Genomic DNA, 21444 nt, shown 5'->3' on the forward strand with positions numbered 1-21444 from the left:
CGCAAGTCGGAGCGGGGGCCGCCGGGCGACCCGTGCCGATCTTCCGTGATGCGAAACACGGGGGCGGAACGTCGTACGCGCATGCGACACTCCGCCCATGCTGGGTGTCACCGATCTGCCGACCTACCTCGCCGGGCTCGTCCTCATCATCCTCCTGCCCGGACCGAACTCGCTCTACGTCCTCTCCGTCGCCGCCCGCAAGGGCACCCGGACCGGATACAAGGCCGCCGCCGGCGTCTTCACCGGCGACACGGTCCTCATGACCCTGGCCGCCCTCGGCGCGGCCTCCCTCCTCCAGACCACCCCGCTCCTCTTCACGGTCGTGAAGTACGCGGGCGCCGGATACCTGGCCTGGATGGCGTACGGGATGCTGCGGGCCGCCCGGTCGATGTGGCGCTCGCGCGAGGAGACGGCCGCCGAGGAGCCCGCGGGCGCCCCGGCGGGCCCCGCCGAGCGCCCGTACCGGCGCGCGCTGGTCATCAGCCTCTTCAACCCGAAGGCGATCCTCTTCCTGATCTCCTTCTTCGTGCAGTTCGTGGACCCCGGCTACGCCTACCCGGCGCTCTCCTTCCTGGTCCTCGGCGCCCTGCTCCAGCTCGGCAGCTTCCTCTACCTCACGACCCTCATCTTCGGCGGCACCCGCCTCTCCGCCGCCTTCCGCCGCCGCCGGCGCCTCTCCGCCGGCGCGACCTCGGCGGCCGGCGCCCTCTTCCTCGGCTTCGCCGCGAAGCTCTCCCTCAGCAGCGCCGCCTGACCCCGCCCCGCGGACACCGCTTGACCCTCACACCGTGTGAGGCCGTTCCGTAGGGGGCGTCATGTTCACCATCGGAGACTTCGCCCGGCACGGGCGGGTGTCGGTCCGGATGCTGCGTCACTACGACGCCGTCGGACTGCTGCGCCCGGCCCGGGTCGACCCGCACACGGGCTACCGCTTCTACGCGGCGGAGCAGCTGGCCCGGCTCAACCGCGTCATCGCGCTCAAGGACCTCGGCTTCACCCTCGAACAGGTGGGGGCCGTCCTCGACGAGCGGATCGACGCGCACGAGCTGCGGGGCATGCTGCGCCTGCGCCAGGCCGAGCTGGAGACGGCCCTGGCGGAGGCGCGGGCCCGGCTCGACCGGGTCGGCGCGCGGCTCCGGGCCATCGAGGAAGAAGGACACATGTCCACCCAGGAAGTCGTCGTCAAGAAGATCCCCGCCGTCCGGATCGCCGAACTGAGCGCGGTCGCCGCGAGCTTCGGCCCGCAGGACATCACCCCCGTCATCGGCCCGCTGTACGAGGAGCTGTGCGGCCGGCTCGAAGCCGCGGGCGTCACCGGCTTCGGCCCGGCCGTCGCGTACTACGAGGACGCGGGCCGGGGCGACGGCTCGGTCGTCGTCCACGCGGGAACGGCCGTCCCCGAGGGGACGGCGGCGCAGGGCGTCCTCGTGCACGTCCTGCCCGGCGTCGAGGAGGCGGCGACCGTCGTCCACCGGGGCGCGATGGACGACCTGCTGCCCACCGTGCAGACCCTGGCGACCTGGATCGATGCCAACGGCTACGCCTCCGCCGGGTACGCCCGCGAGCTGTACCTGGAGTGCCCGGAGGACCGGGCGCGGTGGGTGACCGAACTCCAGGAGCCGGTCGTCCGCGCCTGAGCGCGCCCCGACGCGCCGCCGGGCACGCATCCGGACACGCGCCCGAGCGCGCGCCGCGGGACGCGTACGGGCGCGCACCCGCGCGGAGCCCGGGACCCCCGCACGGGTCCCGGGCTCCGGCGCTTCACAGTGGCTGTTTCCTGAGCGCGGCGCGCAGCCGCAGCGCCCGCCGGGCGAGGCGGCGGACCTTCGGGTGCCGGGGGAGGGGCAGGCCGCCGGGGAGCCCCAGGGCGGTGAGGCGGCGGCGGGTGAAGTGGTGCCGGGTGCGCTCGGCGAGCGGCCCCGACAGGTGCCGTACCGCCGCCGTCCGCAGCTCCGGCCGGATCTTCGGCTGCATGGCGAAGCCGACCGCCGCGACCAGGTCGTTCAGCTCCTCCGTACCGATCGCGGGAGCACCGGCCCCCGGGGCGTCGAGGGGCGGGACGACCGCGTCCACGACCGTGAGCGGGATCCGGTTGCTGTTCTGGAACGGGGTGAGCCGCTCCAGGAGGGCGCGCGTGCCGACCCGGGCGACCGGCAGGCCGTAGAAGGTGCGCGCGGTGAGCAGCGCCGTCGAGAAGCAGCCGACGACGAGGGCGGGCCGCAGCTCGCGGTAGAGCACCTCCGCGAGGACGGGCCGGTCCTCGACCGTCAGCTCCGCGCCCAGCTCCTCCGCCGTGCGCACCAGCGTCCGCGACCAGGCGTCCGGCGCCGTCGGGTGCGGCTTGAAGACGAGCCGCCGGTGGCCCAGGGCGACCGCGCCCCGCACCATCCGCAGGTGCAGCTCCTCCTCCTCGGCGGCGGTCAGCAGGTTCAGGGCCGCCAGGTACTGGCCCAGGAGCAGCACCGGGCCCTCCTCGGCGGCCGTACCCGGGTCCGGGCCCGCCAGCTCCTCGACGCACTTGGTGAACGCCTCGACCGGTACGGCCTCCGGCACCGCGCCGAACTCCCCGAGCAGCAGCGGCGCGAGCCCGGGGACCAGGTCCAGGTGGAGCAGCCGGGACACCCGGCCGCCGATCAGCGGGTCGATCTTGTTGCGGGTCGGTCCGTAGCTCATCAGCCCGTCCGCGTACACCGTGACCGGCGCGTCGGGGAGGAGCTGGGCGATCGCGAGCGCGGGCGTCACCTGGATCGACTCCAGGGCCAGCTCGACCCGGTCGTCCCCGAGCCCCCAGAGCCTGCGCAGATGGCGCTGGAGGAGGGGGAGGTCGCTCGCGCGGGGGGTCCAGCCGCCCGGGTGGAGCGGGGAGATCACCTCGTTCCAGGAGAGGACGGAGTCGAAGCGGCCGCGCAGCCGCGCGAAGCCCTCGGCCTCGCCGAGGGCGGGCGTCGTCTCCGGCACGGGCGCGTTGTTGGTGACCAGGAGGATCCGGCGGTCGGCGGAGCCGAAGCAGCCGCTGTCGATCGCGGCGGCGAGCGTCACCGCGCCGTAGAGGGTGGAGGCGCAGAAGACCTGCGTGGTGCGGCGGGGGCGCGTACGGGAGCTCACGCGGCCACCTCCGGCGCGGACGGGGCGGCGGTGCCGGGACCGGACGCCGGACCCCCCGGCGGCGGCGCCGGCCGCCGCCTGCGCAGTCTGCGCAGCAGCGTCGCGCGGTCGCCGCCCATCGCCGTCAGGGCCTCGTCGAGGACGTCCTGCGGCATCCGCCGCAGCGCCCCCGCGCTCATCGCCCTCAACTGCCGGGCCACCTCCGGCTCGAACCTGTCGATCGAACCGACGTGGTGGGAGATCACCGCGCAATAGGTGCGCACGGCTTTCGGGAGGAGGAGATCCGCGTCGCGGTCCCGTGCCGTTTCCGCGATCACCTGGTCGAAAGCGCGGATGAAATCCAATTGCCGCACGTCACCGATCTGCGTGAGGGAAGTCGCCACTCCGCGCCGGTAGAAGACGCCGAGTTCCCCGACCGCCGCGAACGATTCCGCCTCGCGGTGCAGCCGCCAGATCCACGGCCGGTCCTCGGCCGTCCGCAGCCCGTGCGTGAAGTGCAGCAGGCCCCGGTCCAGGAGCCGCCGGTGATAGATCCCGGCCCAGGCGTACGGGTAGTCGACGGAGGTCGTCCGGTGCGCCGGCAGGATCGCGTCCCTCGGGCGCAGCACCTCGCCGCGCCGGGGGACCGGCGCCCGGCGCACCCCGCGCTCGCGGCCGGTCACGGAGACGTGGTCGGTGCGCAGGAAGTCGCAGCCCAGCTCCTCGGCGGCCGCGACGAGCCGGTCGTAGTGCCCGGGGGCGAGCCAGTCGTCCCCGTCGAGGAAGGCGACGTACTCGCCGCGGGCGGCGTCCAGCCCGGTGTTCCGGGCCGTGGCGAGGCCCTCGTTGCGCGCGTGCCGGAGCAGGACGGCACCCGGGATCTCGCGCGCGGCCCGTTCGAGGAGCTCCGGGGTCCCGTCCGACGAGCAGTCGTCGACCAGCAGGAACTCGAAGTCCTCGCGGGCGTTGGCCCGCAGGCTCGTGAGGGTGTCGGGGGCGTATGTCTGCACGTTGAAGAACGGCACGACGACGGAGAGCTTGACCACGCGGCCGACGCTAGGCGCCGGCCCGGCATTCCCTCCGACCGGCGGGGGGACGTCCGGTGAACACCGAGCGGCGGTCCGCTTAACCGCCTTTTCCAAAGAGGGGAATCAGGCCGCGGCCGACCGGATATCGGTCCGCTTCAGAATGCGGTGTGGCTCTGTTCACCGGCTGTTGCGGCCCAGTTGGGCCGGAAAGCGGAATGCCCTTCTAGCGTCCTCGACGTGCCATCACGTACCCGAGAAGCGATACGCGTCGCCGTACTCGCCGACTCCGACACCCGGTGGAAATGGGGCGCCCTCACCGCGCGCCGCATCACGGCGACGGCCGCCGAACCCACCGGCTTCGTCCTGCGCGGACGCGCCACCCCCACCGCCCGCCAGCTCGCCGAGACCGGGGTGTCCACGCACCCCCCGCGCGAGGTGACGGGCGCGGAGTTCCTGCGCGCCGTACGGGACGCGGAGACGCGCGGCGAGGGGTACGACGTGCTCGTCCTCGCCCTCGTCGGCGGCACCGTCCGGGCCGTCCTCCAGGGCCTGGCCGACCTGCGCCCCGCCCGGCGCCCGGTGATCGTCACCGGCTACGTCGGGGTGGTCTACGAGAAGCTGACCGACGGGCTCCTGCTGCGCCACGGCGCCGACGTCGTCCTCGCCAACTCCCGCCACGACGCGGAGCGCTTCCGCGCGGTGTACGAAGGGGTGGGCGCGAGCGCCGAGCCGGTCGTGGAGGCGGCGCTGCCCTTCCTCGGCGGCGCCCCGTACGCCCCCGCCGCCGGCCGCGACACCCTGGTCTTCGCCGCCCAGCCCTCCGTGCCCGCCACCCGCGCCGAACGCGCCTACGTGCTGCGGCGGCTGATCGGGCACGCCCGGCTCCACCCGGGCCGCGAGGTGCTCCTCAAGCTCCGCTCCAAGCCGGGCGAACACACCACGCACCTGGAGGAGTTCCCGTTCCAGAAGCTGGTCCGCGAGCTCGACCCGCCGGACAACTTCCGCCTCGTGTACGGGCACATGGGCGAGGTCCTGGACCGCACCGACCTCCTGGTCACCGTCTCCTCGACGGCCGCCCTCGAAGCCCTGCACCGGCGGATCCCCACCGCGGTCCTCACCGACCTCGGGGTCCGCGAGGCGCTCGGCAACCACCACTTCGTCGGCTCCGGCCTGCTGACCTCCTTCGACCTGCTCGACGAGGGGGCCGTGCCGACGCCCGACGAGACCTGGCTCGCCCGCCAGGGAGTCGCCTCCGACGGCTCGTACGAGGAGGCCTTCGACGCGGCCCGCGACCGGGTCGCCGCCCTCCTGGCGCTGCCCGAACGGCCCCCGGTCACCCCCTACTACACCGCGCGGACGGCCCCCGGCTACCTGCCCGGGATCCTCGCCCGCCACCGCCTGGACGTCACCGCGCCGGAGCCCCGCGAGAGCGGCCTGCGCCGGATCGTCCGGGAGGCCGCGCGGGGCGCGTACCGCCACGGCGTGCAGCGCGTCGCCCCCGTCGTCCGCCGCCTGGGAGAACTCTGATGACCACCACGCCCGCGCCCGGGGCTGCCGCGCCCGCGCCCGCCACGCCTGCCGCGCCCGCGCCCGCGTCCGCCCCCGTCGTGCTCGCCGTGATCCCCGCCCGGGGCGGCTCCAAGGGCGTGCCCGCCAAGAACCTCGCCCCGGTGGCCGGGGTCCCCCTGGTCGGCCGCGCCGTCCACGCCTGCCTCGGCGCCCGCTCCGTCACCCACGTCGTGGTCTCCACCGACGACCCCGCCATCGCGGCCGCGGCCCGCGCCGCCGGCGCCGAGGCCGTGCACCGCCCCGCCGCGCTCGCGGGCGACACCGCCACCAGCGAGGCCGCCGTCCTGCACGCCCTGGACGCCTTCGAGGCCGCCCGCGGCCGCGCCGCCGACGTGGTCCTCCTCGTCCAGTGCACCAGCCCCTTCCTCACCTCCGACGAGGTCGCGGAGACCGCCGGCCGGATCCTCTCCGGCGCCGCCGACACGGCCTTCACGGCCGCCCCGTCGCACGGCTTCCTCTGGCGCGAGGCGGCGGAGGGCGCCGAGGGCGTCAACCACGACAAGGCCCACCGCCCCCGCCGCCAGGACCGGGAGCCCGAGTACCTGGAGACCGGCGCCGTCTACGCCATGGCCGCGCCCGGCTTCCGCGCCCACCGGCACCGCTTCTTCGGCCGCACCGCGCTCGTCGCCACCGACCCCGCCCGGGTCCTGGAGATCGACGACCCGCACGACCTGGCCCGCGCCAAGGCCCTCGCCCCGCTCCTGGACGCGCCCGTCACCCCCGGCTTCGCCGACGTGGACGCGGTGGTCCTGGACTTCGACGGCACCCAGACCGACGACCGGGTCCACCTCGACGCCGAGGGACGCGAGTTCGTCTCCGCACACCGCGGCGACGGCCTCGGCATCGCCGCCCTGCGCCGCGCCGGCCTCCCCGTCCTCATCCTCTCCACCGAGCGGAACGCCGTCGTCGCCGCCCGCGCCCGCAAGCTCCGCATCCCCGTCCTGCACGGCATCGACCGCAAGGACCGGGCCCTCAAGGAGTGGTGCGAGGCCGAGGGCATCGACCCGCAGCGCGTCCTCTACGCCGGCAACGACGTCAACGACCTGCCCTGCTTCCACCTCGTCGGCTGGCCCGTCGCGGTGAGCAGCGCCCACGACTCCGTACGGGCCGCCGCCCGCGCGGTCACCGTCACCCCCGGCGGCGCCGGGGCGATCCGCGAGATCGCCGCCTGGCTCCTCGGACCCGAGCTCGACACCCCCGCACGCACGACCCCCGAACCCTAAGGAAACAGCACCATGAGCACCCGTCTGCGCACCCTCGGCGCCAAGACCGCCGGCCCCGGCCAGTCCGTCTACGTCACCGGCGAGATCGGCATCAACCACAACGGCGAGCTGGAGAACGCCCTCGCCCTGATCGACGTCGCCGCCGAGGCCGGCTGCGACGCGGTCAAGTTCCAGAAGCGCACCCCCGAGATCTGCACCCCGCGCGACCAGTGGGACATCGAGCGGGACACCCCGTGGGGCCGCATGACGTACATCGACTACCGCCACCGCGTGGAGTTCGGCGAGGAGGAGTACCGGGCCATCGACGCGCACTGCGAGGAGCGCGGCATCGACTGGTTCGCCTCCCCGTGGGACACCGAGGCCGTCGCCTTCCTGGAGAAGTTCGACGTCCCCGCCCACAAGGTCGCCTCCGCCTCCCTCACCGACGACGAGCTGCTGCGCGAGCTGCGCGCCACCGGCCGCACGGTCATCCTCTCCACCGGCATGTCGACGCCGAAGCAGATCCGGCACGCCGTCGAGGTCCTCGGCAGCGACAACATCCTGCTCTGCCACGCCACCTCCACCTACCCGGCCAGGGCCGAGGAGCTCAACCTGCGCGTCATCCAGACGCTCCGGGAGGAGTACCCGAACGTCCCGATCGGCTACTCCGGCCACGAGACCGGCCTCCAGACCACGCTGGCCGCCGTCGCCCTCGGCGCCGTCTTCGTCGAGCGCCACATCACCCTCGACCGCGCCATGTGGGGCTCCGACCAGGCCGCCTCCGTCGAGCCCCAGGGCCTGACGCGCCTGGTCCGCGACATCCGCACCATCGAGACGGCCCTCGGCGACGGGGTCAAGAAGGTGTACGAGTCGGAGCTCGGCCCGATGAAGAAGCTCCGCCGGGTCCAGGGGGCCGGCGCCGCATGACCGGGCAGCTGGCGTTCGTCGAGAGCCCCGTCCAGCTCCTCAACGTCCTGGAATGGGCCCACACCCGGTCCACCGGCCCGTCCTCCGCGACGGGCACGGCACCCACCGCCGACGCGCCCGGCACGGGCACGGCCCCCGGCACCGGGGCCCCCGCACCCGTCACGGCGTCCGGTACCGCGCCAGCCCCCGCCCCGGACGCGGCCCCCGCCGCGTCCCCCCTCACGGTCGTCGTCCTCTCGCCGACCGACCCCATGTCGCGTGGCCAGCTGCGCCGGATGGCCCAGCTGGCCCGCGACGAGGGCCTCACCGTCCACTGGCAGGAGGCCCGCGGCGGCCGGGGCGCCCTCGTCCGCACCCTGCGCCGGCTCGCCGGGCCGCTGCGCTCGGCGGAGCGGGTGATCATCGGGGACCCGTTCTCCCGGTACGTCCAGCTGCTCCTGACCCTCTTCGGCCCCCGGCACCTGACCGTGGTCGACGACGGCACGGCGACCATGGAGTTCGCCGCCCAGCTCGGCCGCGGCGAGCGCCTGGTCCGCTGGCACCGCAAGGGCAGCCTGGGTCCGCGCGAGCTGGTCCTCGCCCCCGTGACCACCCTGGCCCGGCGGCGGCTCGCCCCGGCCCGGGGCCGCACCGTCGAGGTCTTCACCTCGCTGCCCGTCCAGGCGCCGGCGGGCGTCGAGGTCACGGAGAACACCTACGCCTGGACCCGCTCCCGCTTCGGCCCGCCGCTGCTCACCGGCGGCGCCGACCTGGTCGGCACCTCGCTGGTGGAGACGGGGGTGGTCGACGCCGGCCACTACACCCGGGTCGTCGGCGAACTCGCCCGGACCCACGGCGCCACCCGCTACTTCGCGCACCGCAGGGAGAGCGCCGAGAAGCTGCACCGGATCGCGGTCGAGACGGGCCTCCAGGTGGTCCGGCCCGATCTGCCCCTGGAGCTGGTCGCCCGGCGCGGCCCGGTCGGCCGCACGATCGTCAGCTTCCCGTCCACGGTCGTGCACACCCTGCCGCTGGCCCTGGCCGGCACGGGCGTGAAGGTCGCGGTCTGCGAGGTGGCGCCCGAATGGCTGCGGGCCACCGCCTCCCCCCGCGCGCAGGGCTTCCTGTCCGGGGTGACGGGCACGGCCGCCCACGAGGTCGACCGGCTCACGGCGCGCAGGACCCCCTCCGTCGACCGGCTGGGATTCGGCTGATGTTTCCCGCCGTCCGTGCGGGGCAATCGGGTGAGGATACCCACACGGGGTGGTCCTTAAGCCCGGAAAATCGAGGTTCTTTCCCCTAACGGACTGAACTTTTCGTGATCAACGGGCAGTTGACCACCCCGAAGGCCTACCCTTCAAAAGGTGAACCAGTTGATGTCCCGTGAGCCAGGCTCCGCCACTCTGCCCGGAAAGCTGCCCGCAACCCTGCGCGACGAACTGATCATGTTCCGCAGGGACTTGCACATGCACCCCGAGCTCGGGAAGCAGGAGTTCCGTACGACCGCCGCGCTCAAGGCCCGCCTGGAGGCGGCCGGCCTCGCGCCGGAGGTGCTTCCGGCCGGCACCGGACTCATCTGTGACATCGGCACGCCGGACCCGGACCGGCCCATGCTGGCGATCCGCGCCGACCTCGACGCGCTGCCCATCCCGGACGTCAAGACCGTGTCCTACCGCTCCACCGTGGCCAACCGGGCCCACGCCTGCGGACACGACGTCCACACCGCCTCCGTCCTCGGCGCGGGCCTCGTCCTCGCCGGGCTCGACCGGCAGGGGCTCCTGCCCAACGCCGTGCGGCTGATCTTCCAGCCCGCCGAGGAGGTCCTCCCCGGCGGCGCCGCCGACGCCGTCGAGGCCGGCGCCCTGAACGGCGTCGGCCGGATCATCGCCGTCCACTGCGACCCCAGGGTCGACGCGGGCAGGATCGGCCTGCGCGCCGGCCCCATCACCTCCGCCTGCGACCGGCTGGAGGTGACCCTGGACGGCCCCGGCGGCCACACCGCCCGGCCGCACCTCACCACCGACCTGGTCACCGCCGCCGCCCGCATCGCCACCGACGTCCCCGCCGTCCTGGCCCGCCGCGTCGACGCCCGCTCGGGCCTCTCGGTCACCTGGGGCCGCATCGAGTCCGGCCACGCCCCCAACGTCATCCCGCAGCACGCCGAGCTCTCCGGCACCGTCCGCTGCCTCGACCTGCCGGCCTGGCGCGACGCGCCCGACCTGGTGCACGCGGCGATCGACGAGATCGCGTCCCTGCACCGGGCCAAGTCGACCGTCACCTACGTCCGGGGCGTCCCGCCGGTCGTCAACGACGCGACCGTCGCCGAACTGCTCCGCGACGCCATGACCGCCCGGCGCGGGGTGCACGCGATCGAGGACACCGAGCAGAGCCTCGGCGGCGAGGACTTCTCCTGGTACCTGGAGCACGTCCCCGGCGCCATGGCCCGCCTCGGCGTCCGCACGCCCGGCGACACCCGCGTCCGCGACCTGCACGCCGGCGACTTCGACGTGGACGAGGACTCCATCGAGACGGCCGTGGAGCTCTTCACGGCGGCGGCCCTGCTCACCGGCGACGTCCCGGAGGCCTGAAACCCCGGGCGGCATCCGGGCGGCCTTGGACCCCGGCCCCACGGGGCCGGGCGCCCGAGCGGCGTTTTCCGGCCGGACGGACCCCTTCATCCGTCCGGCCCACCCCGTCCCCCGCACGGCCCAGCGCCCGGCGTGTCAGACGTACGCCCCCTGTCGCACCGGGCGACCCCACCGGTATAACCGACGGTACCGGGCCGAACGCCCTCGGTCGCCCCGCGCGGCCGGTTCGCGACGATCCGATAACGACTCATGAACGGGTCTTTAACTGACATCTACGCGCGTTACGATCGCCGCGAAACCAGCGCCGGAAGAGGCGCTTTCGGTCAGTCTTGAAGGGACCCTCCTCTTGCGCCGGATCACCAGGATCACGACCGTGGGCATCGCCTCCGCGGCGCTCGCCCTCTCCGCCACCGCGTGTGGCAAGTCCTCGACGGACACCGGTTCCAGCACCGCGTCGGACTCGAAGAACATCACCGCCGCCATCGCGTACGACATCGGCGGCCGCGGCGACCAGTCCTTCAACGACGCCGCGTACGCGGGCCTGAAGAAGGCCGAGGACGAACTCGGCGTCAAGGGCAAGGAGGCCGAGCCCTCGGAGGGCGAGGGCGACGCCGACAAGGTGCAGCGCCTCACCGCCCTCGCCCGCGCCGGGAACAACCCGGTCATCGGTGTCGGCTTCGCCTACGCCCCGGCGATCGCCAAGGTCGCCAAGGCCTACCCGAAGACCACCTTCGGCCTCATCGACGACACCTCGGTGACCGCCCCGAACATCGCCAACCTCGTCTTCAACGAGGAGCAGGGCTCCTACCTGGCCGGCGTCGCCGCCGCCAAGACGTCGAAGACCGGCACGGTCGGCTTCATCGGCGGCGTCGAGGTCCCGCTGATCAAGAAGTTCCAGGCGGGCTTCGAGCAGGGCGTCAAGGACACCAACCCCAAGGCGAAGGTGCTGGTCCAGTACCTGACCCAGCCGCCGAACTTCGACGGCTTCTCCAAGCCCGACCTCGGCAAGGCCGCCGCGCAGGGCCAGCTCGACAAGGGCGCCGACGTGATCTACGCCGCCGCCGGTCTGGCCGGTTCGGGCTCGATCGAGGCCGCCGCGTCCGCGGGCAAGTGGGCCATCGGCGTCGACTCCGACCAGTACAACCAGGCGGGTCTGTCCTCCTACAAGGACCACATCCTGACCTCGGTCACCAAGGACGTCTCGGACTCCGTCTTCAACCTGATCAAGTCGGTCAAGGACGGCAAGCCGCAGACCGGTGAGATCCGCTACGGCCTCGCCCAGGACGGTGTCGGCCTGGCCGACTCCAACCCGGCGTACAAGAAGATGACCGACGTCATCGCCGCCGTGGACGAGGCGAAGAAGAACATCGTCGACGGCAAGATCACGGTCAAGACCGCTCCGTAAGGAACCGCAGGTCAACGACCGCAGGGCCCGGCGACGGTGGGACCCCCACCGGAGCCGGGCCCCGTTCCCGTACGGATTTTCATTTTTCGGCAGTGCTACGCGTGTAGATGTCTCCCTGGCACGATAGCTTCGCCCCGCCCTGCCCTCCCGCTCCCACTCCTTCCGGCCAAGGAGAGTGCGTCATCAACGCGTCCAGCCCCCCTGCCGTAGAACTGCACGGCATCACCAAGCGATTCCCCGGCGTCGTCGCCAACAGGGACATCGCCATCACGGTCCGCAAGGGCACCGTGCACGCCCTCATCGGCGAGAACGGCGCCGGCAAGTCGACCCTCATGAAGATCCTGTACGGCATGCAGAAGCCGGACGAGGGCACCATCGCCGTCGACGGCGAGCAGGTCACCTTCTCCAGCCCCGGTGACGCCATCGCGCGCGGCATCGGCATGGTGCACCAGCACTTCATGCTCGCCGACAACCTCACCGTCCTGGAGAACGTCGTCCTCGGCGGCGAGAAGCTCTACGGCATCGGCTCCAGGGCCCGGAAGAAGATCCGCGAGATCTCCGACCAGTACGGCCTCGGAGTCCGCCCGGACGTCCTCGTCGAGGACCTCGGCGTCGCCGACCGGCAGCGCGTGGAGATCCTCAAGGTCCTCTACCGCGGCGCCCGGATCCTCATCCTCGACGAGCCGACCGCCGTCCTGGTCCCGCAGGAGGTCGACGCGCTCTTCGACAACCTGCGCGAGCTCAAGTCCGAGGGCCTGACCGTCATCTTCATCTCGCACAAGCTGGGCGAGGTCCTGAAGGTCGCCGACGACATCACCGTCATCCGCCGGGGCACCACGGTCGGCACCGCCGACCCGAGGACCGCCACCACCAAGCAGCTCGCCGAGCTGATGGTCGGCAGCGAGCTGCCCTCCCCGGAGACCCGCGAGTCGACCGTCACCGACGTGCCGATGCTCCAGGTCCGCGACCTGACCCTGTCCGAGGCCGGCGCCGCCTCCGCCGCCCCGCTCACCAGCGCGGCTCCGCCGGACCCCGCCCGGGCCACCACCGTCCTGGAGGAGACCGCCGGGGGCCGCAAGCTCCTCGACGACATCTCCCTCACCATCCACAAGGGCGAGATCCTCGGCATCGCGGGCGTCGAGGGCAACGGCCAGACCGAGCTCATCGAGGCCCTCATGGGCATGGCCACCCCCGACGCGGGCACCATCTCCCTCGACGGGCAGGACATCTCCAAGGTCTCCGTGCGCAAGCGCCGCGAGGGCGGCATCGGCTACATCCCCGAGGACCGGCACCGCCACGGCCTGCTCCTGGAGGCCCCCCTCTGGGAGAACCGCATCCTCGGCCACGTCACCGAGGCCCCCAACTCCAGGCGCGGCATCCTCGACCCGAAGGCCGCCCGCGCGGACACCGAGCGGATCGTCCGCGAGTACGACGTGCGCACCCCCGGCATCGACGTCACCGCGGCCTCCCTCTCCGGCGGCAACCAGCAGAAGCTGATCGTCGGCCGCGAGATGAGCCACGCCCCCAAGTTCCTGATCGCCGCCCACCCCACCCGCGGCGTGGACGTCGGCGCGCAGGCGCAGATCTGGGACGCGATCCGGGACGCCCGCCGCGAGGGCCTGGCGGTGCTGCTGATCTCCGCCGACCTCGACGAGCTGATCGGCCTCTCCGACACCCTCCGGGTCATGTACCGCGGCAAGCTGGTCGCCGACGCCGACCCCGCCACCATCACGCCCGAGGAGCTGGGCTCCGCCATGACCGGCGCGGCCTCCGGCCACCTCGAAGGCACCGAAGAGCAGTCCGAAGACGGTGACGCCCGATGATGAAATTCGACAAGGACCGGCTGATCCTGGGCGCGGCGGGACCGGTGCTCGCGCTGGTCTCCTCGTTCGTGCTCACCGTGCTGGTGCTGCTCGCGACCGGACTCGACCCGATCGAGCCGATCCGGATCATGATCGAGAACGCCGGGTACGCCGACATCCAGGTCCTGATCGTCAACCAGACCGGGATCTACTACCTCGCGGCCCTCGCCGTGGCGGTCGGCTTCCGGATGAACCTCTTCAACATCGGCGTCGACGGCCAGTACCGGCTCGCCGCGATGGTCTCCGCCCTCGTGGGCGCCTCCGTCGAGCTGCCGGGCCCGCTGCACATCCTGCTCATCGTGCTCGTCGCGATGCTGACCGGCGCCTTCTGGTCCGGCATCGCCGGCATCCTCAAGACGACCCGCGGCGTCTCCGAGGTCGTCTCGACGATCATGCTCAACGCCATCGCGACCTCCCTGGTGGCCTGGCTGATCCTGCCGAAGAACTTCGGCGTCCAGCCCGCCGGCTCGAACAACCTCACCACCGGTGAGATCTCCGAGTCCGGCTGGTTCCCCGGCATCGACATGGGCCAGGGCAACGGCGTCGTCTACGGCTTCACCTTCGTCGCCCTCGCGCTCGGCGTCGTCTACTGGTTCGTCCTCAACCGCACCCGGTTCGGCTTCGACCTGCGCGCCACCGGCGCCAGCGAGTCCGCCGCCCAGGCCAGCGGCGTCGACGCCAAGCGGATGATCCTCACCTCGATGCTGCTCTCGGGCGCGCTCGCCGGCCTCTCCGGCATGCCGACGCTGCTCGGCGAGTCCCACACGTACAGCCTCGACTTCCCGGTCGGCGTTGGCTTCACCGCCATCACCATCGCGCTGCTCGGCCGCAACCACCCGGTCGGCATCCTCTTCGCCGCCCTCCTCTTCGCCTTCCTCGACAAGGCGTCCTCGTCGCTCGACACCTTCGGATACCCGAAGGAGATCACCAAGATCATGCAGGGCATCATCGTGATCGCCGTGGTCGTCTCCTACGAGCTCGTCCGCCGTTACGGCCTCCGCCGCCAGCAGCAGAAGGTCGGCGAGGAACTCGCCGCCGGCGGCGCCCTCAAGACCGACAAGGAGGTCTCGGCATGAGCACCGCCGCTGCCACCAAGCCGAGCGCCGCGCCCAAGGGCGGCGGACGCCGCAAGCTCACCCTGCCGTGGATCATGCTGATCGTCGCGGCCGGCCTCGTGCTCTTCTCCCTGGTCCGGGTCGTCTCCGGGGCGAACGACCTCACCTCCGTGGGCCAGGTCTCCGGCGCGCTCCAGCTCGCCGTCCCGATCGGCCTCGCCGGTCTCGGCGGTCTGTGGGCCGAGCGCGCGGGCGTCGTCAACATCGGCCTCGAAGGCATGATGGTGCTCGGCACCTGGTTCGGCGCCTGGGCCGGCTACCAGTGGGGCCCCTGGGTGGGCGTCCTCTTCGGCCTCCTCGGCGGCGCGCTGGGCGGCCTGCTCCACGCGGTCATCACCGTCACGTTCAACGTGAACCACATCGTCTCCGGTGTGGCGATCAACATCCTCGCGGTCGGCTTCACCCAGTACCTGTCGAACTTCACGTTCGCCGAGGCCGAGGGCGGCTCCTCCAAGCAGTCCCCCCGCATCGAGGCGATCACCAAGATCACGATCCCAGGGCTCTCCGACTGGTTGCAGGACCTCCAGGCCAAGCACTGGTTCCTGGTCTCCGACCTCGCCGGCATCCTCGGCGGCCTGGTCACCAACCTGTCGCTGCTCACCGTCGTCGCGATCCTGCTGATCCCGGCCACCTGGTGGATCCTGTGGCGCACGGCCTTCGGCCTGCGGCTGCGCTCCTGCGGCGAGAACCCGGTCGCCGCCGAGTCCCTGGGCGTCAACGTCTACAAGTACAAGTACATCGCCGTCACCGTCTCCGGCGCCCTCGCCGGCCTCGGCGGCGCCTTCCTCGCGATCGTCGCCACCGGCATCTACCAGGAGGGCCAGACCGGCGGCCGCGGCTACATCGGTCTCGCCGCGATGATCTTCGGCAACTGGATGCCCGGCGGCATGGCGCTCGGCGCGGGCCTCTTCGGCTTCACCGACAGCCTCAAGCTGCGCGGCGGCGCCGAGAACGTCCACGCGCTGCTGCTCCTGGTCGCGCTGCTCCTGGTGATCGCCGCCCTCTGGCAGCTGTACAGGAAGAAGTACGTGGTCGCGGTGGTCTCCGCCGCCTTCTCCGTCGTGTTCTTCCTCTGGTACGCGCTGACCGACGAGGTCCCGAGCCAGTTCGTCGACGCCGCTCCGTACGTCACCACCCTGCTCGTGCTCGCCCTGTCGGCACAGCGCCTGCGGATGCCGAAGGCGGACGGGTTGCCCTACCGGAAGGGCCAGGGCAAGTGACCGCGAAGCTCTCCGAGTCCGACTGGGAGGCCCTGCGGGTCACGGCGCGCGAGGCGATGTCCCGCGCGTACGCCCCGTACTCGGGCTTCCCGGTCGGCGCGGCGGCCCTCGTGGACGACGGGCGGACGGTCTCCGGCTGCAACGTGGAGAACGCCTCCTACGGTCTCTCCCTGTGCGCCGAGTGCGGTCTCGTCTCGCAGCTCCGGGCGACCGGCGGCGGCCGGCTGACCCACTTCGTCTGCGTGGACGGCCGGGGCGAGCCCCTGGTCCCGTGCGGGCGCTGCCGGCAGCTCCTGTACGAGTTCGGGGGCCCCGACCTCGTCCTGGAGACCCCGGCCGGGCTCCTGTCCCTGGCCGAGATGCTCCCGCAGGCCTTCGGCCCGGACCACCTGTCCCGGTAGTACCTCGGAGCGGCCCTTCCGGCACGATGGAAGGGCCGCTCCTCCTTTCCCCCTCTATGCGCGTAGAAAGAGGCACCACCTCATGGACGTCATCTCCGTCATCCGCACCAAGCGGGACAAGGGCGAGCTGAGCCCCGAGCAGATCGACTGGGTCATCGACGCGTACACCCGCGGCACGGTCGCCGACGAGCAGATGTCCGCCCTCGCCATGGCGATCCTGCTGAACGGCATGAACCGCGACGAGATCGCCCGCTGGACCGCGGCCATGATCGCCTCCGGCGAGCGCATGGACTTCTCCTCGCTCTCCCGCCCCACCGCCGACAAGCACTCCACCGGCGGCGTCGGCGACAAGATCACCCTCCCGCTCGCCCCGCTCGTCGCCGCCTGCGGCGCGGCCGTGCCGCAGCTCTCCGGCCGGGGCCTCGGCCACACCGGCGGCACCCTCGACAAGCTGGAGTCCATCCCCGGCTGGCGCGCGCTGCTCTCCAACGAGGAGATGCTGCACGTCCTCGACACCACCGGCGCGGTCATCTGCGCGGCGGGCGACGGCCTGGCCCCGGCGGACAAGAAGCTGTACGCGCTCCGCGACGTCACCGGCACCGTCGAGGCGATCCCGCTGATCGCCTCCTCGATCATGTCCAAGAAGATCGCCGAGGGCACGGGCTCGCTCGTCCTGGACGTCAAGGTCGGCACCGGCGCCTTCATGAAGACCATCGAGGACGCCCGCGAGCTGGCCTCCACCATGGTCCAGCTCGGCACCGACAGCGGCGTGCGGACGGTCGCGCTGCTCACCGACATGTCGACCCCGCTCGGCCTGACCGCCGGCAACGCCCTGGAGGTCCGCGAGTCCGTCGAGGTCCTCGCGGGCGGCGGCCCGGCGGACGTCGTCGAGCTGACGATCGCGCTGGCCCGCGAGATGCTCGACGCGGCCGGGATCAAGGACGCCGACCCGGCGAAGGCCCTCGCCGACGGCTCCGCGATGGACGTCTGGCGCCGGATGATCGCGGCCCAGGGCGGCGACCCGGACGCGGCCCTCCCGGTCGCCCGCGAGCAGCACGTCGTGACGGCCCCGTCCTCCGGCGTCCTGACCCGCCTCGACGCGTACGGCGTCGGCATCGCCGCCTGGCGCCTGGGCGCGGGCCGCGCCCGCAAGGAGGACCCGGTGCAGGCGGGCGCGGGCGTCGAGCTCCACGCCAAGCCCGGCGACACGGTCACGGCGGGCCAGCCCCTGCTGACCCTCCACACGGACACCCCGGAGAAGTTCGACTACGCCCTGGGCTCCCTGGAGGGCGCCTGGGACATCGCCCCGGCGGGCACGGACTTCACGGCGTCCCCGATCGTCCTGGACCGCATCGCCTGACACCTGGGCATATGCGCCTGACACCTTCAGGTGAACGGGACCGGTGGACCCCCACCGGTCCCGTTCGGCATGCTGGGATCGGTGACGCACTGATTGGAGACCGCCATGAGCGCACTCACCGTCGACCCCGCGTCGGCCAATGGCCGCGACTGGGACGACCTCGTCCGGATCTGGGAAGGGACGGACGCGCCCGAGGGCTGCAAGGTGGAGATCATCGAGGGGATCATCACCGTGTCACCGCCGCCGTCACCCCTGCACAACGACATCGCCGACGAAGTCCAGAGGGCTCTCTACGGGGTGATCCCCCGTGACTGGGGGGTCTACCAGACGCAGGCCGTCACTCTGCCCACGCGTGCGGGGATGTTCATTCCCGACCTGCTCGTGGCTCCCAAGGGGGCCGTGCACGAAGCCCCTCTCGCGATCCAGGCTTCCGACGCCGAACTCGTCGTCGAGATCACCTCGCGGAACAACGCGAACCACGACCGGATCGTGAAGCTGCAGGCCTATGCCACCGCCGCCGTCCCCCTCTACCTGCTCGTCGACCGCTGGCACTCCGGCCGCCCCACCGCGACCCTGTACGGCGAGCCGAAGAAGGGCCTGTACCGGGTCCTCGACGCGGTCGAGTTCGGCCGGGAACTCCACCTCCCCGCCCCCTTCGACCTCACCCTCGACACCGGAACCTTTCCGCTCGGCTAGAGCCCCGTCCCCGCCAGCAGCCCCGGCAGCGTCCGCATGTCCTCGAAGACCACCGTGTCCGGGCCCGCGAGGCGGTCCGCGCGGGTCAGGCCGCCGCAGTAGCCGAAGGCGCGCATTCCGGCGGCGCGGGCCGCCTCGACGCCGTACGGGCTGTCCTCGACGACGGCGCAGCGACCGGGCGGGACGCCCATCGTGGCGGCGGCGTGCAGGAAGAGGTCCGGGGCGGGCTTGCCCCGGGCGACGTCCTGCGCGCTGAAGATCCGGTCCTCGAAGCGCTCCAGGAGACCGGTGCGGCCGAGGTTCCGCCGGATCGTGGGGTGGCTGCCGTTGGAGGCGAGACAGTACGGGACGGACAGCGCGTCCAGGACGTCGGTGACGCCCTCGACGGCGGTCAGCTCGGCGTCCAGGGCGTCCTCGTACCGCTGCCGGAAGGGCTCGTGCCAGCCGGGCCCGAGGGGGCGCCCGACGCGCTCCTCCAGGATCGCGGTCAGGACCTCGTGGGAGGAGCCCACGAACTGCTCCACGATCTCCGCCTCGGTGAACTCCGCCCCGAGACTCGCGAACACCTCCCGGTCCACCCGGCAGTAGATCCGCTCGCTGTCCACCAGCACGCCGTCGCAGTCGAAGATCACCAGTTCGACAGGTTCGAGAGTCATGATCGGGAGCCTAGTCAGCGGGTCCTCCGATGAGTTCCCGCCCCCGCTCCGGTCTCATCGGACGTGGACACCAGTCGGCCGGGCACCAGCCGGCCCCTCGTCGTGACCCTGACCGCCCGGCCCGGGCGGGAGGAGGTCGACCGCCTCTGCGCGGAGCTCTCCGCCGCCCCGCCGACCGAGGTCGTCTGCGAGGCCGGCGCCCTCGTGCCCGCAGGGCTCGCCGCCGTCGACGCCCTCGCCCGGCTGAAGCTCACGGCGACCCGGCACGGCCACCGCATCCGCTTCCGGGGAGCGGGCCCCGATCTGTGGGCCCTGCTCCGGCTGACCGGCCTCGACGAGGTGCTGGAGCTCTAGGTGTCTTGCCGATCAGGCCGGATCAGGGAGCGGTGTCCGGTGCCGGGCGCCGCGAGCCCGGCCTGATCGGCAAGACACCCCCTAGGGCTAACGTCGTTCGGTTTGGGCGGGGGTCGGGATGTCAAGGGCTGCTCGTGAGCATGTTGGTGTTGATGGTGGCCTTGTAGGTGGTCCGGTCGATGGCGGGTCCGCGTGCGTTGTATGTGGAGATCGCTCGTTTGACGATGCGGTCTTTGGTGCGGATCCGCCGGGCGGGCAGGAGGTGGGCCGGCACGTGGCGGCCGATGGCTCCGACCAGGTCGGTCATGGTGTCGGTGATACCGGCGACCAGGACCGGCTGGTCGCGGGCGGCGGTGGGGGCGGAGGTGAAGCCGGCCCGGTCCGGGTCGGTGCCCGGAACACTGTCGGTGGCGTCCGTCATCGCGGTCCGCAGCGCCTGGCGGGCCACCGGTTGCGGTCTCCGGCCGGACGTGCAGTGCACCAGCAGGTCGGTGCCGGTGGCGGTCCAGTGGTTCAGCAGTCCGGCGGCGGCGAAGTTCCGGTTGCCCGGCAGTAGCGTTCCCGCCGGCAGATCCGCCGCCGAGCGGCGGGCGTACTCCGGCTCACCGGTCGGTGATCGGGGCCGATGACGGCCCCGATCACCGACCGGGTCCCGCAGGCCACCAGCGCGACCAGCCGCAGGTGCGGATGGTGAGGATATTTTGGAGGACAAACCTCTTCTACAGCAGCTCCGTTGCCTCGTTCACCAGTCTTGACGAACAGCGACCACCCCAAACTGAACGGCGTCGGGGCTAGAAGGCCAGCACGACGACGCTCTCGTCCTTCGCGATCACGTGGCCGTCAGCACCCCCCACCAGAGGGCCGACCCTCCGGTGGATCGTCATCGTCGGCACAGCCGTCCGATCCGCGCCCCAGGCGTCGATGTGACCCACCAGCCGCCGCGCCAGCGCCGCCCCCTCAGGGCCGTAGCCAGCCGCACCCAGACGCCACGGCCGCTCGGCGTCCACGTCCTCCCGCAGAAGGATCATGTACGCGAGCGAGCCGCCCTCCACCAGAGCGGGGGTCCGGATCGGAATCGCCGGACGCCGCACGCCCGCCTCCAGCGCCTCGGGCGTGACCTCCAGCCGGCACACCGAGTCATCCGAGACGGTCGCCCGGAGCCAGACTCCGTCGAACGGCTCCTGGCCGCCCACACGCGCCTGCGACCACACCTCGTTCAGGGGAGTGGAGAACACCTCCCCGAGGGCATCGCCGACGACCGCCTGGTCCTGGTCGAAGTGAAGACGGATCGTCCCGTCGGAGAGCTTGACCGTCCGCTCGCCATCCTGGCCGATGATGGGCACGAAGCCGCACAGCTCCATCCCGTCGGACACGAGGGTGTTGCCCCGACGATTCAGCGCGACGGACCGGGTCTGGCCCCGCCACCGGAACGGCAGCACGAGCCGCCCTCCATCAGCGAGCTGCTCCCACCACGCTTCGGGAATGTCCCAGAGCCCGACGGTGGCGATCATCCGGTCATAGGGAGCGTTCTCGGGCGCCCCCAACAGGCCGGTGCGCTCGATCACCGTGACGCGCTCGTACCCCGCCTTGTCGAGCATGGACCGGGCGTGCAGGGCCGCGTCGCTGTCGATGTCCACGGTCGTCACCGAGCCGTCCGGCCCCACGACCTCCGCCATGAGCGCCGCGTTGTAGCCGGTGCCCGCGCCGCACTCCATCAGCCGCTCCCCAGGCTTGGCGCCGAGCTGGGCCAGCATCATCGCCACGATGGACGGCACGGACGCCAGGGAAAGCGGCAGCGGCCCGTCCGGGTTGTCCTTGATACTCACCGCCTCGTCGGTGTAGGCCCGAGACGGATCGAGACCCGGGAGGAACTGGTCGCGCGGGACGGTGCGCATGGCCCGCTCGACGGCCTCCGGGAGTTCGCGGGTGGCAGTGATCTCGTTCACGAGCTGGTTGCGCCGCTCGTCGAGCGTGGGTGTGTCGGTCACAGGGTCCCTT

At 72.5% G+C, this 21444-nt stretch carries 20 protein-coding genes; 15 read left to right on the forward strand and 5 right to left on the reverse strand.

What is annotated here, in order from left to right; all coding sequences use genetic code 11:
- The first annotated feature begins 97 nt into the window (after nt 1-97).
- The gene (gene leuE, locus ADL08_RS07350; RefSeq protein WP_053641253.1) at nt 98-754 is read left to right on the forward strand and encodes a leucine efflux protein LeuE; all 657 of its coding nucleotides are present in this window, start codon (nt 98-100) and stop codon (nt 752-754) included.
- Nucleotides 755-815: 61 nt separating this feature from the next.
- A complete protein-coding gene (locus tag ADL08_RS07355) occupies nt 816-1637 on the forward strand; it encodes a MerR family transcriptional regulator (RefSeq protein ID WP_053641254.1) in 822 nt (273 codons plus the stop codon).
- A 124-nt stretch (nt 1638-1761) separates the two neighbouring features.
- Here ADL08_RS07355 and ADL08_RS07360 read toward each other — a convergent pair whose 3' ends face one another.
- Nucleotides 1762-3105, reverse strand: coding sequence for a polysialyltransferase family glycosyltransferase (locus ADL08_RS07360; RefSeq protein ID WP_053641255.1), 1344 nt, complete (start codon nt 3103-3105; stop codon nt 1762-1764).
- The gene (locus tag ADL08_RS07365; protein ID WP_053641256.1) at nt 3102-4130 is read right to left on the reverse strand and encodes a glycosyltransferase family 2 protein; all 1029 of its coding nucleotides are present in this window, start codon (nt 4128-4130) and stop codon (nt 3102-3104) included. Before ADL08_RS07365 ends, ADL08_RS07360 begins: the two co-directional genes overlap by 4 nt.
- 219 nt (nt 4131-4349) lie before the next feature.
- Between ADL08_RS07365 and ADL08_RS07370 the strand changes: the two genes are divergently transcribed.
- The 12 genes from ADL08_RS07370 to ADL08_RS07425 all read left to right on the forward strand — a co-directional run bounded on the left by ADL08_RS07370 (nt 4350) and on the right by ADL08_RS07425 (nt 18436).
- Complete coding sequence (locus ADL08_RS07370) at nt 4350-5639, forward strand: DUF6716 putative glycosyltransferase (RefSeq protein ID WP_053641257.1); 1290 nt, start codon at nt 4350-4352, stop codon at nt 5637-5639.
- Entirely contained in the window at nt 5639-6904 is a 1266-nt protein-coding gene (locus ADL08_RS07375) for an acylneuraminate cytidylyltransferase (RefSeq protein ID WP_234352035.1), read from the forward strand. Before ADL08_RS07370 ends, ADL08_RS07375 begins: the two co-directional genes overlap by 1 nt.
- 12 nt (nt 6905-6916) lie before the next feature.
- Nucleotides 6917-7810, forward strand: coding sequence for an N-acetylneuraminate synthase family protein (locus ADL08_RS07380; RefSeq protein WP_053641258.1), 894 nt, complete (start codon nt 6917-6919; stop codon nt 7808-7810).
- Nucleotides 7807-9003 (forward strand): hypothetical protein, encoded by a 1197-nt coding sequence (locus ADL08_RS07385; protein ID WP_053641259.1) that lies wholly within the window; start codon nt 7807-7809, stop codon nt 9001-9003. Before ADL08_RS07380 ends, ADL08_RS07385 begins: the two co-directional genes overlap by 4 nt.
- 162 nt (nt 9004-9165) lie before the next feature.
- Complete coding sequence (locus ADL08_RS07390; RefSeq protein WP_053641260.1) at nt 9166-10377, forward strand: amidohydrolase; 1212 nt, start codon at nt 9166-9168, stop codon at nt 10375-10377.
- A 346-nt stretch (nt 10378-10723) separates the two neighbouring features.
- Entirely contained in the window at nt 10724-11782 is a 1059-nt protein-coding gene (locus tag ADL08_RS07395) for a BMP family lipoprotein (protein WP_053641261.1), read from the forward strand.
- A 107-nt stretch (nt 11783-11889) separates the two neighbouring features.
- Nucleotides 11890-13605: an ABC transporter ATP-binding protein gene (locus tag ADL08_RS07400; RefSeq protein WP_053641262.1), complete on the forward strand. Its 1716-nt coding sequence runs from the start codon at nt 11890-11892 to the stop codon at nt 13603-13605.
- Entirely contained in the window at nt 13602-14720 is a 1119-nt protein-coding gene (locus ADL08_RS07405) for an ABC transporter permease (protein ID WP_053641263.1), read from the forward strand. Before ADL08_RS07400 ends, ADL08_RS07405 begins: the two co-directional genes overlap by 4 nt.
- Entirely contained in the window at nt 14717-15979 is a 1263-nt protein-coding gene (locus ADL08_RS07410) for an ABC transporter permease (protein WP_053641264.1), read from the forward strand. The genes ADL08_RS07405 and ADL08_RS07410 overlap by 4 nt, the downstream gene beginning before the upstream one ends.
- Entirely contained in the window at nt 15976-16380 is a 405-nt protein-coding gene (locus tag ADL08_RS07415; protein WP_053641265.1) for a cytidine deaminase, read from the forward strand. The genes ADL08_RS07410 and ADL08_RS07415 overlap by 4 nt, the downstream gene beginning before the upstream one ends.
- Nucleotides 16381-16462: 82 nt before the next feature.
- A complete protein-coding gene (locus tag ADL08_RS07420; RefSeq protein ID WP_053641266.1) occupies nt 16463-17740 on the forward strand; it encodes a thymidine phosphorylase in 1278 nt (425 codons plus the stop codon).
- Nucleotides 17741-17845: 105 nt separating this feature from the next.
- Nucleotides 17846-18436, forward strand: a complete 591-nt coding sequence (locus ADL08_RS07425; RefSeq protein ID WP_053641267.1) for a Uma2 family endonuclease — start codon at nt 17846-17848, stop codon at nt 18434-18436.
- Here the strand turns inward: ADL08_RS07425 and ADL08_RS07430 are convergent.
- Complete coding sequence (locus ADL08_RS07430) at nt 18433-19092, reverse strand: HAD family hydrolase (RefSeq protein ID WP_078968207.1); 660 nt, start codon at nt 19090-19092, stop codon at nt 18433-18435. The two genes, ADL08_RS07425 and ADL08_RS07430, sit on opposite strands and share 4 nt — an antisense overlap.
- A gap of 63 nt (nt 19093-19155) precedes the next feature.
- On the opposite strand from ADL08_RS07430, the gene ADL08_RS07435 reads away from it, so the two are divergent.
- Nucleotides 19156-19446, forward strand: a complete 291-nt coding sequence (locus ADL08_RS07435) for an STAS domain-containing protein (RefSeq protein WP_063885251.1) — start codon at nt 19156-19158, stop codon at nt 19444-19446.
- Nucleotides 19447-19567: 121 nt separating this feature from the next.
- Here the strand turns inward: ADL08_RS07435 and ADL08_RS37555 are convergent, their stop codons facing one another.
- Both ADL08_RS37555 and fxlM read right to left on the reverse strand, forming a co-directional pair.
- The gene (locus tag ADL08_RS37555; protein ID WP_199836966.1) at nt 19568-19894 is read right to left on the reverse strand and encodes a hypothetical protein; all 327 of its coding nucleotides are present in this window, start codon (nt 19892-19894) and stop codon (nt 19568-19570) included.
- 343 nt (nt 19895-20237) lie between these two features.
- The gene (fxlM, locus tag ADL08_RS07445) at nt 20238-21434 is read right to left on the reverse strand and encodes a methyltransferase, FxLD system (RefSeq protein ID WP_063885252.1); all 1197 of its coding nucleotides are present in this window, start codon (nt 21432-21434) and stop codon (nt 20238-20240) included.
- Between the last annotated feature and the right edge of the window lie 10 nt (nt 21435-21444).

It is taken from the genome of Streptomyces sp. NRRL F-6492 (assembly GCF_001280125.1).
Taxonomy (GTDB): Bacteria; Actinomycetota; Actinomycetes; order Streptomycetales; family Streptomycetaceae; genus Streptomyces.